Source organism: Bordetella holmesii, from assembly GCF_020735985.1.
Lineage (GTDB): Bacteria > Pseudomonadota > Gammaproteobacteria > Burkholderiales > Burkholderiaceae_B > Bordetella > Bordetella holmesii.
This window is the reverse complement of the sequence record NZ_CP085973.1, coordinates 1,375,430-1,390,527: the sequence shown is the minus strand read 5'-3', so window position 1 is coordinate 1,390,527 and position 15,098 is coordinate 1,375,430. Positions and strand designations below refer to the sequence as shown.

Annotated in this window: 11 protein-coding genes and 2 pseudogenes; 5 read left to right on the top strand and 8 right to left on the bottom strand. The window is 61.8% G+C overall.

All coding sequences use genetic code 11. The annotated features are described in order from the left end of the window. Nucleotides 1-19: 19 nt before the first annotated feature. A complete protein-coding gene (locus tag LK440_RS06590; protein WP_005011985.1) occupies nucleotides 20-1,240 on the top strand; it encodes an ISL3 family transposase in 1,221 nt (406 codons plus the stop codon). Nucleotides 1,241-1,297: 57 nt separating this feature from the next. On the opposite strand, the gene LK440_RS06585 is transcribed toward LK440_RS06590, so the two are convergent. Further along, on the bottom strand, nucleotides 1,298-2,074 hold the full coding sequence (locus LK440_RS06585) for a ferredoxin--NADP reductase (protein WP_005014065.1): 777 nt from the start codon (nucleotides 2,072-2,074) through the stop codon (nucleotides 1,298-1,300). A 302-nt stretch (nucleotides 2,075-2,376) separates the two neighbouring features. On the opposite strand from LK440_RS06585, the gene LK440_RS06580 reads away from it, so the two are divergent. The 3 genes from LK440_RS06580 to LK440_RS06570 all read left to right on the top strand — a co-directional run bounded on the left by LK440_RS06580 (nucleotide 2,377) and on the right by LK440_RS06570 (nucleotide 5,967). Continuing rightward, entirely contained in the window at nucleotides 2,377-3,423 is a 1,047-nt protein-coding gene (locus LK440_RS06580) for a Fe(3+) ABC transporter substrate-binding protein (RefSeq protein ID WP_005014066.1), read from the top strand. Between the two features lie 101 nt (nucleotides 3,424-3,524). Continuing rightward, on the top strand, nucleotides 3,525-5,186 hold the full coding sequence (locus LK440_RS06575; RefSeq protein WP_050427731.1) for an ABC transporter permease: 1,662 nt from the start codon (nucleotides 3,525-3,527) through the stop codon (nucleotides 5,184-5,186). Nucleotides 5,187-5,190: 4 nt separating this feature from the next. Beyond that, on the top strand, nucleotides 5,191-5,967 hold the full coding sequence (locus LK440_RS06570) for an ABC transporter ATP-binding protein (RefSeq protein ID WP_005014068.1): 777 nt from the start codon (nucleotides 5,191-5,193) through the stop codon (nucleotides 5,965-5,967). A 13-nt stretch (nucleotides 5,968-5,980) separates the two neighbouring features. Here the strand turns inward: LK440_RS06570 and LK440_RS06565 are convergent, their stop codons facing one another. Then, entirely contained in the window at nucleotides 5,981-6,886 is a 906-nt protein-coding gene (locus LK440_RS06565; RefSeq protein ID WP_005014069.1) for a pirin family protein, read from the bottom strand. A 97-nt stretch (nucleotides 6,887-6,983) separates the two neighbouring features. Continuing rightward, a pseudogene (locus LK440_RS06560) lies at nucleotides 6,984-7,683 on the bottom strand (pirin family protein). 145 nt (nucleotides 7,684-7,828) lie between these two features. Between LK440_RS06560 and LK440_RS06555 the strand changes: the two are divergent. Continuing rightward, nucleotides 7,829-8,772, top strand: a pseudogene (locus tag LK440_RS06555) (LysR family transcriptional regulator). 128 nt (nucleotides 8,773-8,900) lie between these two features. Here LK440_RS06555 and ntrC read toward each other — a convergent pair. The 5 genes from ntrC to rdgB form a co-directional block, all read right to left on the bottom strand. Beyond that, nucleotides 8,901-10,403, bottom strand: a complete 1,503-nt coding sequence (ntrC, locus tag LK440_RS06550; RefSeq protein ID WP_005014072.1) for a nitrogen regulation protein NR(I) — start codon at nucleotides 10,401-10,403, stop codon at nucleotides 8,901-8,903. Next, complete coding sequence (gene glnL, locus LK440_RS06545) at nucleotides 10,403-11,467, bottom strand: nitrogen regulation protein NR(II) (protein ID WP_005014073.1); 1,065 nt, start codon at nucleotides 11,465-11,467, stop codon at nucleotides 10,403-10,405. Before glnL ends, ntrC begins: the two co-directional genes overlap by 1 nt. A gap of 93 nt (nucleotides 11,468-11,560) precedes the next feature. Next, complete coding sequence (gene glnA / locus LK440_RS06540) at nucleotides 11,561-12,973, bottom strand: type I glutamate--ammonia ligase (RefSeq protein ID WP_005014074.1); 1,413 nt, start codon at nucleotides 12,971-12,973, stop codon at nucleotides 11,561-11,563. 181 nt (nucleotides 12,974-13,154) lie between these two features. Then, a complete protein-coding gene (hemW, locus tag LK440_RS06535; protein WP_005014075.1) occupies nucleotides 13,155-14,378 on the bottom strand; it encodes a radical SAM family heme chaperone HemW in 1,224 nt (407 codons plus the stop codon). 5 nt (nucleotides 14,379-14,383) lie between these two features. Beyond that, a complete protein-coding gene (gene rdgB / locus LK440_RS06530; RefSeq protein WP_005014076.1) occupies nucleotides 14,384-15,007 on the bottom strand; it encodes an RdgB/HAM1 family non-canonical purine NTP pyrophosphatase in 624 nt (207 codons plus the stop codon). Nucleotides 15,008-15,098: the final 91 nt, after the last annotated feature.

Below are 15,098 nucleotides of genomic sequence, written 5' to 3'. Positions count from 1 at the left end.
AAGGATCAAGGCCGGGATCATGCTGGACCGCAAGACGATCGAGAGGTTGGGTGGGTGGGAAGGTTATCGGGTGGAGCGGGTCGTGTGGCCTGAAGGTGAGAGCCGGACGGTCACGATTTACCTGAAGCCTTCAGCGCGAACGATGCACTGCGAGCACTGCGGCAACCGATGTCGGCAGGTGCATGAGACGACCACGCGCCGGGTGCGGGATCTGCCGCTAATGGCGCTGCGAGTGACGCTGGTAGTGCCGCGTCGGCGGGTCTGGTGCGAGCAGTGCGGTGGACCGCATCTGGAGAGGCTGAGCTGGCTGGGCCGTTACCAGCGAGTGACCGACCGGCTGGCCGAGGCGGTCAGCCAGTTGCTTGAGTCCAGCAACATTCTGGCCGTGGCGCGCTTCTTCCAACTGGGTTGGCACACGGTCAAGGCGCTGGACAAGGCCCTGCTGCGACGGGCGATCCAAGAGCCGGACTGGAGCCAGATCCACTACCTAGCGATGGACGAGTTCGCTCTACACAAGGGCCATCGTTATGCCACGGTCGTTGTCGATCCGATCCGCCGTCAGGTGCTATGGATCGGTGATGGCCGCTCGCGCGAGACGGCCAGAGCCTTCTTCGAACAACTGCCAACAGGAGTTGCCCAGCAGATCCGGGCCGTAGCGATCGACATGACGACGGCCTATGAGCTGGAGATCCAGGCCAACTGCCCCAACGCCGAGATCGTCTACGACCTGTTCCACGTCGTGGCCAAGTACGGCCGTGAAGTGATAGACCGGGTGCGTGTAGACCAAGCGAACCAGTTGCGGCACGACAAGCCGGCCCGCCGGGTGATCAAGTCCAGTCGCTGGCTACTGCTGCGCAATCGCAAAAACCTCGATCCGTGCCAATCGGTAAAGTTGGACGAGTTGCTCCAGGCCAACCAGCCCTTGCTCACCGCTTATCTGATGCGCGATGAGCTCAAACAGCTGTGGTTCTACCAACACCCCGGCTACGCCCGCCAGGCATGGGATCACTGGCTGCAACAGGCTCAGGGCAGCGGCATCGCCGCCTTGGCTCACTTCGCGCTCAAGCTAAAAGCCTATCTGCACGGGATTCTGTCTCGCTGTCGCCACCGGCTCAACACCAGCATCGTCGAGGGCATCAACAACACCATCAAAGTCATCAAGCGCCGCGCCTACGGCTACCGCGATCAGGAGTACTTCTTCCTCAAGATCCGGTCTGCATTCCCCGGTATTCCTCGATGAACCAAAAAAAAGCCCGCCATCGACATGACGGGCTTGGCCGGCGGCACACCGTGTAAATTATTTCTCGACGAAAGCCCGCTCATAGACGTAATCGCCTGGCTCGCCCACGCCGGCGGACACTTCGAAACCCCGAGCGTCCAGCATGGCGCGGATATCGGCCAGCATGTGCGGGCTGCCACAAATCATGGCACGGTCAGTTTCCGGATTGAGCGGCGGCAGGCCGATGTCTTCGAACAGCTTGCCGTTTTCGACCAGCTCGGTAATGCGCCCCTGATTACGAAAAGGCTCGCGCGTCACCGTGGGATAGTAGATCAACTTGTTGCGCACCACGTCGCCAAAAAACTCGTTGTCTGGCAGTTCCTGGCCGATGTAATCGGCATAGGCCAGCTCGCTGACAAAGCGTACGCCGTGCAGCAGAATGACCTTATCGAAGCGTTCGTAGACGTCCGGGTCCTTGATGATACTCATGAAGGGCGCCAGCCCGGTGCCTGTGGCAAACAGATAAAGATGCTTGCCCGGCCGCAGGTCATCGGCGACCAGCGTACCTACCGGCTTGCGGCTGACCAGAATGCTGTCGCCCTCTTTGAGGTGCTGCAGGCGCGAGGTTAGCGGACCATCCTGCACCTTGATGCTGAGAAACTCGAGATTCTCTTCGTAATTGGCGCTGGCGATACTGTAGGCGCGCATCAGCGGCTTGCCTTCGACCTCCAGACCAATCATGACGAAATGGCCATTATGAAAGCGCAGCGCAGCATCGCGGGTAGTGGTAAACGAAAAGAGAGTGTCGTTCCAGTGGTGCACGCTCAGCACGCGCTCAGTATTGAAAGCAGCCATATCGTTGTAGAAGTTGTGACGCCGTGCGACCGCACAGAATAGACCTAGGGTTAGTACCGATTCTAACCCATCCATCTGATAATTGCTCTCATTAATGGTTATACCCATATAGCCCAAAATGCTGTGGAAGCGCTTCCTTTCTGACTTGCCGAAATACTCTCGTCTCGCTGCTCTTGCCCGAGGTCAGACATATAAACCTTTCATTTAGTTGAACGTTTTTGCGCTTCCTGCTATCTTGCGCGATTGTTGATAATCATTTTCGTTTGTGTGGCGCGCCCGTGCGCCGAGCAGGAGATCCGACCATGCCCATTCAGCGTCCCGCCCTCACCTCACTGCTACGCACCTTGGCACTCGCAGGTGCTGCCGCATTTGCCACCCAGGCCGGTGCAGCCGAGGAAGTCAGCCTCTACACCACGCGAGAGCCCAAGCTCATTCAACCGCTTCTGGACGCCTTTACCAAGGACAGCGGCATCAAGGTCAACACCGTCTTTGTCAAGGACGGGCTGCTCGAACGCGTCAAGGCGGAAGGACAAAAATCCCCTGCCGACGTGCTGATGACCGTGGACATCGGAAATCTGATCGACCTGGTCGATGGCGGCGTGACGCAACCGGTCAAATCTGCCACGCTGGACGACGTCATTCCGGCCAACCTGCGCGCCGCCGACGGCAAATGGTATGCACTGTCCCTGCGCGACCGCGTGCTCTATGCCGAAAAAGACCTCAAGCTGGATAGCTTTCACTACGAAGACCTGGCCGACCCCAAGTACAAGGGCAAGGTCTGCATCCGCTCCGGCCAGCACCCCTATAACACCGCCTTGGTCGCTGCCATGATCGCCCACGACGGCGCCGAGGCAACCGAGAAATGGTTGCGCGGTGTCAAAGCCAACTTGGCGCGTAAGGCAGCCGGCGGTGATCGGGATGTCGCGCGCGACATTCTGGGTGGTATCTGCGACATTGGCCTGGCCAACGCCTATTACGTCGGCCACATGAAAAATGCCGAACCGGGCACCGATGCCCGTAAATGGGGCGATGCCATCAAGGTCATCCGCCCAACATTCGCTGACAAAAAGACCAGCGGCACTCACGTCAATGTCAGCGGAGCTGCGGTCGCTGCCCACGCCCCGCACAAGGCCAACGCCGTCAAACTGCTGGAATTCCTGGTGTCTGAGCCGGCCCAAACGCTCTACGCTCAGGCCAATTATGAGTATCCCGTGCGCAAGGGGGTCAAGCTCGACCCCGTGGTGGCCAGTTTCGGTCCCTTGACCGTCGATGCGTTGCCGGTTGCCGAAATCGCCAAGTACCGCAAGCAAGCCAGCGAATTGGTCGACAAAGTCGGCTTCGACAACTAACAGATCCGTCGCGGCACCAGGAGCAGCCTCCTGGTGCCGACAACCTTCACTCCGGTAGTCTAGACAGGCGGCCCCAAGGCCGCTTTGTGTTTTTCTTGCACATGATCTCCAAGCTAACCCTGGCACGTCACTACAGCACCGGTTTGCGCGGCCGCGGCTGGCTGCTGGCCTCCGCCCTCATTGCTCTGGCCGTTCTGGTTCCTCTGGCCAGTCTCGCCTGGTGGGCGATGGATGCCGACCTGGGCCACTGGAATCATCTCGCCGCCTATGTGTTGCCTCAAGCGCTGAGTAACACGGCTCAACTTCTCCTGGGTGTTGGCATACTGGTCACCGTTCTGGGGGCCGGATCTGCGTGGCTGGTGGCCGCCTATGACTTTCCCAGCCGCAACATCCTGGTCTGGGCCTTATTGCTGCCGCTGGCTGTTCCCACCTACATCATCGCGTTTGCCTATCTGGACCTGCTGCACCCGATCGGCCCCGTTCAATCGGTCATCCGTGCGCTGCTGGGATACGACAGCCCTCGACAATTCCGTTTGCCTGACCTGCGTTCTCTGGGCGGAGCCATTTTTGTGCTGGGCTTCGTTCTGTACCCCTACGTATATCTGAGCACCCGCATCATGTTTATGACACAGGCCGCCAGCCTCATTGAAGCTGCGCGCAGCCTGGGCGCCAGCCGCACGGGGGTATTCTTCCGCGTGGCCCTGCCTCTGGCACGGCCGGCCATCGCCGTAGGCGTGAGCCTGGCCCTGCTCGAAACCCTCAATGACATAGGTGCCTCCGAGTTTCTCGGGGTGCAGACGTTGACCGTGTCGGTCTACACCACCTGGATTACTCGCTCGGATCTGGCCGGCGCGGCGCAGATCGCGCTGACGATGCTCGCGCTGGTCATTGCTCTAGTGCTGCTGGAGCGGCGCGGACGCCGCCGCCAACGCTACGCCACCACGCAGCGCATGCGCCCTATGCAACCCCAGCGCCTGCGCGGCCTGGCTGCGCTGACGGCCTGTCTGTTGGGATGGATTCCGGTGATCCTGGGATTTGTTGCTCCCGCCCTTTATCTGCTGGCGGAAACCTACAAGCGCCTGCACCTGGTCGGTGGTGTCTCGGGCCAGCTACTCGCCAGCCTGGGCAATACGCTGCTGGTTGCGGCCAGCGCCACAGTCATTACTGTTCTGTGCGGTCTGGCCGTCGCCTGGGCGGCCCGCAACCTCGGATCCGGCGCCGGCCCGGCCCGCGCGTGCGCGCGCATCGCCAGCCTGGGTTACGCCGTGCCGGACACAGTACTGGCCATCGGCCTGCTCACGCCATTTGCCTGGGTGGACCAGGCTGCGGGACGGCTGCTAGGTTGGCCTGGCATGCTGCTCATGGGCACCACGGGTGCGCTGGTGTGCGCCTACACCATCCGTTTTCTGGCCATTTCCACTGGCAGCGTCGAGGCCGGCCTGGCGCGCATCCCGCCGTCGCTCGAGCAGGCCTCGCGACTGCTGGGTGAAACCGTCGGCGGCACCCTGCGCCGCGTGCATCTGCCTCTGTTGCGTCCGGCGCTGGCCGCCGCCGCTTTACTGGTGTTCGTCGACACCATGAAAGAGCTGCCCGCCACGCTTTTGTTGCGGCCGATGAATTTCGACACCCTGGCCACCTGGCTATACGCCGAAGCGGCGCGCGGGACCTACGAGGAAGGCGCCGTCGCGGCGCTGGCCATCGTCCTTGCGGGCCTGGCTCCCGTCATCCTGCTCGCGCGCAGCAATCTGAAAATGGGACATTGATACCGTGCCCGATCTACTTCAACTCGAACACATCGCCTTGGGCTACGACACCCCGCAGGGCATTAAACGCGTGGTCGACGACCTGAGCCTGAGCCTTGCCGCCGACCAGATCGGCTGCCTGCTGGGCGAATCTGGTTGCGGCAAGACCACGGTCTTGCGCGCCATAGCCGGCTTCGAGCCGCTACGTGCCGGCCGCATTCTGCTCGACGGCCGCGTGCTATCGGCACCCGGCGAGCAAGTCGTGCCCGAGAGACGCAATGTGGGCATGATGTTTCAGGATTACGCGCTGTTTCCGCACCTGACGGTCAGCCAGAACGTGGCTTTCGGCCTGCGTCGGCTACCCAAGGATCGGCAGCGGATCCGCATCGGCGAAATGCTGGAACTGGTCGGATTGGCCCATGCCGCCCAAAGCTATCCGCATGAGATCTCTGGCGGCCAGCAGCAACGCGTCGCTCTGGCACGAGCACTGGCGCCCTCGCCCGGGCTCTTATTGCTGGATGAGCCATTTTCCAACCTTGACGTCGACACCCGCGAACGGCTGGCTTTCGAAGTGCGCGAGATCCTCAAAGCGACCGGCCACACGGCCATTCTCGTCACGCACAATCAGGCCGAAGCCTTCGCCATTGCGGACCGCATAGGCATCATGGACAAAGGCCGCATCGCCCAGTGGGATACGCCCTACAACCTGCATCATGCTCCAGCCAGCGACTTTGTGCGTGACTATATCCGGCGCGAAACCCTGCAGGAGCAGCGCGAGGCCGCTTACGCGCGTGGCCGCTAGCGCATCAGGATACTCAGCCCCGTGGCACAGGCAGCGGGATGAACTCCGTTTCATCGCCAGGCACGATCTGTCCGAAACGGTTGCGCTGCCATTCGTCCTTGGCTTGCTCGATGCGCTCCTTGCTGCTGGAGACAAAGTTCCACCAGATAAAGCGCGGGCCATCCAGCGCTTGGCCTCCCAGCACTGCAAAACGTGCATCAGTGTGAGCGCGAATCAAGATCGGACAACCCTCCTTGAAAACGAGTAGACGGCCTGCCTCGAACACCTGGCCGTCGACCTCGACACGGCCCTGCACCAGATAGGCTCCACGTTCGTCGTACTCAGCGGGCAACTCCATACAGGCACCAGCCTGCATCTGAACATCGCCAAAGAAAAGTGGCGACAAGGTGTTGACCTGGGAGGTTTGTCCAAACAGGCTGCCTGCCACCACTTGCGCGCGCACGCCCTCGCCTTCCACGACGGGCTGCGCCTGGCGGCCGTAATGGGCGAAGCCCGGGTCGGTCTCCTCGCATGCCCGAGTCAGCCCTACCCAAAGTTGCAAACCGAAGATTCGCTGCTCGGCGCGACGGCTCTCGGGCGAAGATCGCTCCGAATGGACAATACCCCGGCCAGCGGTCATCCAGTTGACTTCGCCAGGCAAGATGGTCTGCACATGCCCCTTGCCATCGCGATGCACGATGCTGCCATCATAGAGATAGGTCACCGTCCCCAGCCCGATATGGGGATGCGGGCGCACGTCCATGCCGGTGCCTGCCGGAAAGATCGCCGGTCCCATCTCGTCAAGAAAAACGAACGGGCCGATGGAACGGCGCTGCGCCGAGGGCAATGCGCGGCGCACCTCAAAACCGCCCAGATCACTGCTGCGCGGCACCACAATGGTGTCCAGGCTGGTTTCGCCCCTGGGGGGCAGATTCGACATGATCGATTACCTCATCAAACAGGGCGCCGTCCGCCCGGGTTGCGACTCACCACGCTGCACAGCGATGGCGGAGCCGCCTGGCTCCGCCATGACTACTTTACGGCATGTCGAACACGAGCACCTCGGCGCCCCGGCCATCGGTCAACCTCACCGCCGGCTCATTTTTCCAGCGCCATACCGTCGCCGGCGCCAAGCGCTTGACCGTTGACCGCAAGAGTGCCGCGCGCGACATGCACCCAGGCTCTGCGGCCCGCCGCCAGCTTCAGTTCAGCCTGCTCGTCGCCGTCGAACAACCCCGCATACAGCCGGACGTCCTGATGAATGCGCAGCGAGCCTTGCGCACCGTCGGCTGAGGCCACCTGGCGCAGCGCCCCGCGCTTTTCTGCGGCATCGAAGGTCTTTTGCTCATATTCTGGCGCAATGCCCGAGACATCGGGCTCGATCCAGATCTGCAATAGATGCGTGGCCGCATCCGGTTGCGGGTTGAACTCCGAATGCAGTACGCCACGTCCGGCGCTCATCCGTTGAACATCGCCCGGCCTGATGGTCGATCCCGTCCCCATATTGTCCTTGTGGGCGACCGCACCATCCAGTACATAGGTAATGATCTCCATGTCCCGGTGTCCGTGCGTGCCGAATCCCCGGCCGGCGGCGATCCGGTCATCGTTGATGGCACGCAGCGGTCCAAAACCCATGTGGGCGGGGTCGTAGTAGTTGGCAAATGAAAAGGTGTGATAGGTATCGAGCCAACCATGGTTGGCGTGGCCGCGAGCCGCCGCCGGGCGAATGGTGATCATATTTAGCTCCTTATTTCGATTTTATGAACGACAAAACAGCTATCTTTTCGACAGTGATCGTTCATCCATGGACCCATTGTGCGCGTTGTGGTGGGCAGCGAAGCCAACTAGAATTGAAGACATCATTCAATTTAGTTGAACGATTATGCCCAGCCCCGTCGCCTCGCGCCCGCCCATCGGCGCCATTACTCCTGAACTACTGCTGATGATCGATGCCATCGCGCGGCACGGCAGTTTCGCCGCGCGGCTCGCGACCTGGGAAAGGTGCCGTCTGCCGTCACTTATGCCGTACGCAAACTCGAAGACGCGCTGGACGTTCTGCTATTTGACCGGTCCGGCCATCGCGCACAACTGATAGCGGCAGGCCAGGCCCTGCTTGACGAAGGGCGGCATCTGCTGCGCTCACTCGACGACCTGGCTTGCCGCGTCAAACGCATCGCCACAGGCTGGGAGATGGAACTGCGGGTAGCGGTCAGCGCCGTGCTTCCTCTGGAACCGCTGCTTGACCTGGTCGGCGATTTTCAGGCCCTCAACAGCGGGACGTCGCTCCGCCTGAGCGAGGAGGTGTTAAGCGGTGCCTGGGACGCGTTGGCAGCGGGGCGCGCCGACCTCATCATCGGTGCCGACGCCTCCGGCGTGCCTGCAGGCGCCTATCACAGCATGGCCATGGGCCAGACTCAGATGGCCTTTTGCGTGGCTCCGCAACATCCCTTAGCCCGTCTCGAACGCGCGCTTACTGCGCAGGATATCGCCGAGCATACCGCCATCGTCGTGGCAGACACCTCGCGCGACCTTCCTGCCCGAACACGGGGATTGCTGCCCCGCCAAAGCGTAATCGTCATGCCGACGATGCGCGCCAAGCTTCAGGCACAGATCCGCGGCCTGGGCTGCGGCTATCTGCCGTTGACCCTGGCTGCCGGTGCCATTACCACGGGGCAGCTCATGTCGTGCCCCGTCGAGGGTCTCGTCGTGCCCACCGAGCACGTCGTCTATGCCTGGCGGCCCGAGCGGCCGGGGCAGGCACTGGCCTGGTGGCTGGAAAAGCTACGCTCGCCGCGATTGTGCGAAAGCCTCTTGGGCGTGAGCTGACTCCGCTGCGGGCGCCACCCTGAAAAAACTGCGGGTCTGAGCGATCTGCACGACGGGCAGCTCGCCATACCGCCGGCGCAAAAAAAGCCGCTCAATGAGCGGCTTGTTGGGGATGGGCGACCATAGGTTCAATCCTCGGCAATTCCAAGTTCGCGCAGTTTGCGCGTGATGGTGTTGCGCCCTATCCCCAACCGGCTCGCCGCCTCGACCCGGCGGCCGCGGCTGGCATCCAGAGCGCTCTGCAGAAGGATTTTTTCAAACTGGCGCGTAAGCGTGGCCATGACAGCGGGCTCGCCACGCTCGAGCCGATACTGCGCATCCTTGAGCAGCGCCTCTTGCCAACTCCGAGGCAAGTCGTCGGCACCAAAACTGCCTCCGGCTGCCGCCGGACGCCCCTGCTGAGCAGGTGGGAGATAGCCGCCATCGTTATACCCCTGCACGCGCAAGGGCGGATTGGAGGGCACATGCTCGATCGCCCGTATCTCAGGGGGCAGATCATTACGATCTATGGTCTGTCCCGGCGCCATGACCGTAAGCCAGTGACAGAAGTTCTCCAACTGCCGCACGTTACCGGGAAAGTCGAACCTGATCAGCACGGCCACTGCCTCCGGCGTCAGGCGTTTAACCGGCACGCCCAAGGTCTTGGCACTGACCGCCAGAAAATGATTGGCCAGCGCCGGAATGTCCTCGGTACGTTCGCGCAAAGGCGGCAAGCGCAGGCGAATGACGTTGAGGCGATGAAACAGATCCTCCCGGAAGAGGCCCTGTTCGACGCGCTGCTCAAGCGGCTGGTGGGTCGCCGCGACGATGCGCACGTCGACCCGCACAGGCTGGGAGCCGCCCACGCGATAGAAACTGCCCTCCGCCAGCACGCGCAGCAAACGCGTCTGCAGCTCGATGGGCATATCGCCGATTTCGTCTAGAAACAGCGTGCCGCCATGTGCCTCTTCGAAGCGGCCACGACGCAAGGTGTTGGCGCCCGTAAATGCACCGCGCTCATGACCGAAGAGCTCGGCCTCGAGCAGATCGCGAGGAATTGCCGCTGCGTTCAAGGCGACGAACGGGCCTCCTGCACGCGCGCCATGACCATGCAAAGCCCGTGCAACCAATTCCTTACCTGTGCCGGACTCTCCGGTGATCAGGACGGTGACCTTCGATTGCGCCAGACGCCCGATGGCACGGAAGACTTCCTGCATCGCCGTCGATGATGACTGCGTCATCATGTAGCGATCGTTGACCGATGCGTCAGCCTCGGCCTCGGTCTGGGGCTCCACTTCCTGCATGGCGCGCTGGATAAGCGCCACGGCCTCGTTGACATCGAAAGGCTTGGCCAGGTAGTCGAATGCGCCGCCCTGGAAGGCGGAGACCGTACTATCGAGATCGGCGAACGCCGTCATGACGATGACAGGTAGGCCGGCATGCCGCTCCTTGATCTGCCGCAGCAGATCAAGGCCATCGCCGCCCGGCATGCGAATATCGGACACCAGCGCCGAAGGCATATCGCGCGTGAGCGCGTCAAGGACGTCGGCAGCCTGGGAAAAGCTGCGCGTGGCAATCCCGGCGCGGGCCAGGGCTTTTTCCAGCACCCAACGGATCGCCTGATCGTCGTCAACTATCCATACGGGTTTCATCAGAAGGGCTCCATCGGTAATACCAGGCGGAATTCAGTGTGGCCAGGCCGAGACTCGAATTCGATAATGCCGCCGTGTTGCTGTACGAAATCCTGCGCCAGGCTCAGGCCCAACCCGGTTCCGCCCGCGCGGGCGGTCACCAGGGGATGAAAAATACGGTCACGTATGTGCTCTGGAACTCCCGGGCCGTTGTCGATAATGGACAACACCAGCGCCAGACGATGATGACGATGAGCCAGCATGACCTGCCTGGCCACCCGCGTGCGCAGGGTGATCAGGCGCGGCGAAACACCGGAGCCGGGTTTTTGCAGCACCAGTTCCTGGGCTGCATTGCGCGCCACGTTGAGCACGGCCTGCATCAGGCGCGCAGCGTCACCCTGCACGTCAGGCATGGAAGCGTCGTAGTCGCGCACAATGCCGACGTCATCACGGAACTCGGCCTGAATGAGCGCGCATACGCGCTCGCAGATTTCGTGAATATTGACCGGGCGCGCATGCAGCGGCACGCGTTGCGGACCGCTCAGGCGATCCACCAGAGCCTGCAAGCGGTCGGCCTCGGAAATAATGACTTGGGTGTACTCAGCCAGCGCCGGGCTAGGCAGCTCGGCTTCCAGCAACTGCGCTGCGCCACGCAGACCGCCCAGAGGATTCTTGACCTCGTGGGCAAGATTGCGCAGCAGCTCACGATGGGACTCGATCTCGTCGACCAGGCGATGATTGCGGTCGGCCAGCACTCGCTGCTCGATCTCGCGCGTCTCGACCAACACAGGCCAGCGCTGGCCCGGGCAGGAAACCGTCGTCACGTTGACTTCGATCGATTCGTTGGCGCGGCGCAAGGAAGACAGTTGACGTACGTCGGAAAATTTGCCGCCGACGGCGCCATCTATGGAATTCTGTAAGGCTTCTGGGTGGTCAAACAGCGTGGGCGCTGCCTGGCCGCGCAACTGTTTGCGGGATCGGCCGAAGAGATCCTCGGCAGCGGCATTGGCATACTCGATATGGCCACGCTCGTTCAACAGGAAAACGGAGGTGGCAAGCAACTCAAAGGCATCTACATTCGTCATGTGGGCTCCGGGGCGGGAAAGTCGGCGGGTCGAATGACCCGCCCCTAGCAGACTCCGCCCACGCAAGCGGACGGGGTCTTCAGCCTCGGTGTATTACAGGCTGTAGTACATGTCGAACTCGACCGGATGGGTCGTCATGCGCAGGCGCGTGACGTCAGCCATCTTGAGTTCGATGTACGCATCCAGCATTTCATTGCTGAACACACCGCCACGGGTCAGGAACTCGCGATCCTTGTCCAGAGCGGCCAGAGCCTCTTCCAGCGAAGCGCACACCCTCGGGATCTTTGCATCCTCTTCCGGCGGCAGATCGTACAGATTCTTGTCGGCGGGATCGCCGGGGTGAATCTTGTTCTGCACACCGTCCAGACCAGCCATCATCAAGGCCGAGAAGGCCAGGTAGGGATTGGCCAGGGGATCCGGGAAGCGGGTTTCGATACGGCGGCCCTTGGGGTTGCCCACGTAAGGAATGCGGATCGAGGCCGAACGGTTGCGGGCCGAGTAAGCCAGTTTGACCGGGGCTTCGAAGTGCGGGACCAGACGCTTGTAGGAGTTGGTGCCGGGGTTGGTGATGGCGTTCAGGGCACGAGCGTGCTTGATGATGCCGCCGATGTAGTACAGAGCAAAGTCAGACAGACCAGCATAGCCATTGCCTGCGAACAGGTTCTGACCATCCTTCCAGATGGATTGGTGCACGTGCATGCCGGAACCGTTGTCGCCGACGATGGGCTTGGGCATGAAGGTGGCGGTCTTGCCATAGGCGTGGGCCACGTTGTGGATCACGTACTTGACGATCTGGTTCCAGTCACCGCGGGTAACCAGCGTGCTGAACTTGGTACCGATTTCGAGTTGGCCGGGAGCAGCCACTTCGTGGTGGTGCACTTCAACCGGCACGCCCATCTGTTCCATCAACAGGCACATTTCCGAACGCATGTCCTGGAAGGAATCGACAGGGGGAACGGGGAAGTAGCCGCCCTTGAGACCCGGACGGTGGCCCATGTTGCCGCCTTCGAACTCCAGGCCGGAGGACCACGGGGCCTCTTCGGACTTGATCTTGACGAAGGTGCCGGACATGTCGGTGTTCCAGGTCACGCCATCGAAGACGAAGAACTCGGGTTCCGGACCGAAGAAGGCGGTATCGCCCAGGCCTGAGGACTTCAGGTAGGCTTCGGCGCGCTTGGCCAGCGAGCGCGGGTCGCGGTCGTAGCCCTTCATGTCGGAGGGTTCGACGGCGTCGCAGGTCAGGATCATCGTCGCTTCTTCGCGGAACGGATCCAGATTGGCGGTATTGACGTCGGGAATGAGCAGCATGTCGGAAACTTCGATGCCCTTCCAGCCCGGGATCGACGAACCATCGAAAGCCTGGCCGCTTTCCAGCTTGTCTTCATCGACAGTGTGGGCAGGCACCGAGACGTGGTGCTCGCGACCGAGCGTATCGGTGAAGCGGAAATCTACGAACTTGACTTCGTTATCGGCGATCTGTTTGAGAACGTCTTGTGGGCTTGCCATGTCATCTCCATTGGGTAAAAGCGTCACGGGCATAGTGCCCGACAGGCCTAGAAAGCTAAAGCAATATGCGTGCCAGGTTTATCCCTGGGGAAATCCCGAGGCAGAACACAAGCCGAGCTCAATTTAGCACCATTGTTGTGCAAAATACAGGGCATGATTGCCTCATTGTGGTGCGTTTTGTTTACAGGAAGATTTCCTGCAGATCATTCAGGAAGCGCCAACCCAGGGCAGTGGCGCGCAAACGCGTCGGGTCGGCGTCAAGCAGGCCGCGCTGCGTGGCCGCCTCCAATTGGTGCGCAATACCGGCCAGCGACAAGCCAGTACGCTCGGAAAAGGTGCTGGCTGCCACCCCGTCCTTCAAACGCAGTGCATTGAGCATGAACTCAAAAGGCAGCTCTTGCTGCCCGACCTGGCGGGACTCGGCAATGTGGCTGCCATCCTGCGCCATGGCTTTGGCCATCCAGGATTCCGGATTGCGATGACGGGCTTGGCGAATGATGCGGTCGTGAAAAGACAGCTTCCCGTGAGCCCCTGGCCCTAAGCCGAGATAGTCTCCGAATTCCCAGTAATTGACATTGTGTTTGCTGCGCCCCCCAGCCCGTGCGTATGCCGACACCTCGTAGCGGGCCAACCCGGCCTCGCCCAGCGTCGCCTTTACCGCATCCTGCATGAGCGCGCTGAGATCGTCGTCCGGGACTTCGGGCGGGTACTTGGCAAAGACCGTATTGGGCTCCAGCGTCAGGTGATACATGGACAGGTGCTCGGTGCCAAACCCCAGCGCCTGACGTACATCGTCAAGACAGGCGTCGAGGTCCTGACCCGGCAGCGCAAACATCAGGTCCAGATTGACGCGTGGCACGGCCCGTTGCGCCATATCGATGGCCGCGCGTGCCTGGTTGGCATCATGAATCCGTCCCAGTTTGCGCAACTGGGTATCGTCAAAACTCTGGATGCCCAGTGACAGCCGGTTCACACCGCTGGCACCATAGTCCATGAAGCGCCCCGCTTCCGCCGTCCCCGGGTTCGCTTCCATGGTGATTTCGGCGTCGGGCCATAGGTTCAGGCAGGCCCGCAGCATGGCCAGCAACTCGTCCAATCCGGCCGAGGAAAGCAGGCTGGGAGTGCCGCCGCCAATGAACACGGATATGACCTGCCGCCCCCAGATCAGCGGCAGGGATTGCTCCAGGTCCGCGCGCAAAGCGTCGAGATAGGCCCGCTCAGGAATATCCTTGCCTGGCACGGCATGCGAATTGAAGTCGCAATAGGGGCATTTGCGCACACACCAGGGCACGTGCACATATACCGAAAGCGGTGGCAGGCTGGTCAGCGCCGAGCCTGCGGGCAGCAATACGGCTGATCGGGGCACGGGGGCACCGTCCAGCCGGATAGGAATAGTAATGGCCATGCCGCTCAGAGTGCCTGCAACTTGCTCAGAACCACGCTCAGCGCGCGCGCCCGATGGCTGACCGCGTTCTTCTTGGCCGGCGGCAGTTGGGCGGCGGTGCGCCCCAGATCGGGCAAGTAGAAGTAGGGATCGTACCCAAACCCGTGTTCGCCGGCGGGCGCCTGGGCGATCTCACCGTGCCAATGCCCCTCGCCAATCAACGGACAGGGATCCTCGGCGTGGCGCACCAAGACCAACAGCGCCACATACCAGGCACGCCGGTCAGCCTGCCCTTGCAGCCTTTCAAGCAGCAAGGCGTTATTGGCTGAGTCAGCCTTGACGGCACCGGTCTCGCGCTGGGCGTACCGGGCCGAATACACGCCGGGCGCACCCGCCAGGGCATGCACACAGAGACCGGAGTCGTCAGCCAATGCGGGCAGGCCGGTAGCCAGGCTCGCATGCCGCGCCTTGGCCAGAGCGTTCTCGACAAATGTGAGATGCGGCTCTTCGGCTTCAGACACGCCCAACTCGCCTTGCGGGACGAGCTCGATGCCCAGCGGCGCAAACAGCGCGGCAAACTCGCGCAGCTTGCCGGGATTGTTGGACGCCAGCACGATGCGGCGTAAAGAAGTAGGGATGACAGAAGACATGGTCCCTATTGTAGTCGGGCCAGGCGCTCAGGCAGCCCCGGCAATGAGAATGCTGCTGGCTGCAGGCGGCCCTTCGCTATCGGTAAATATC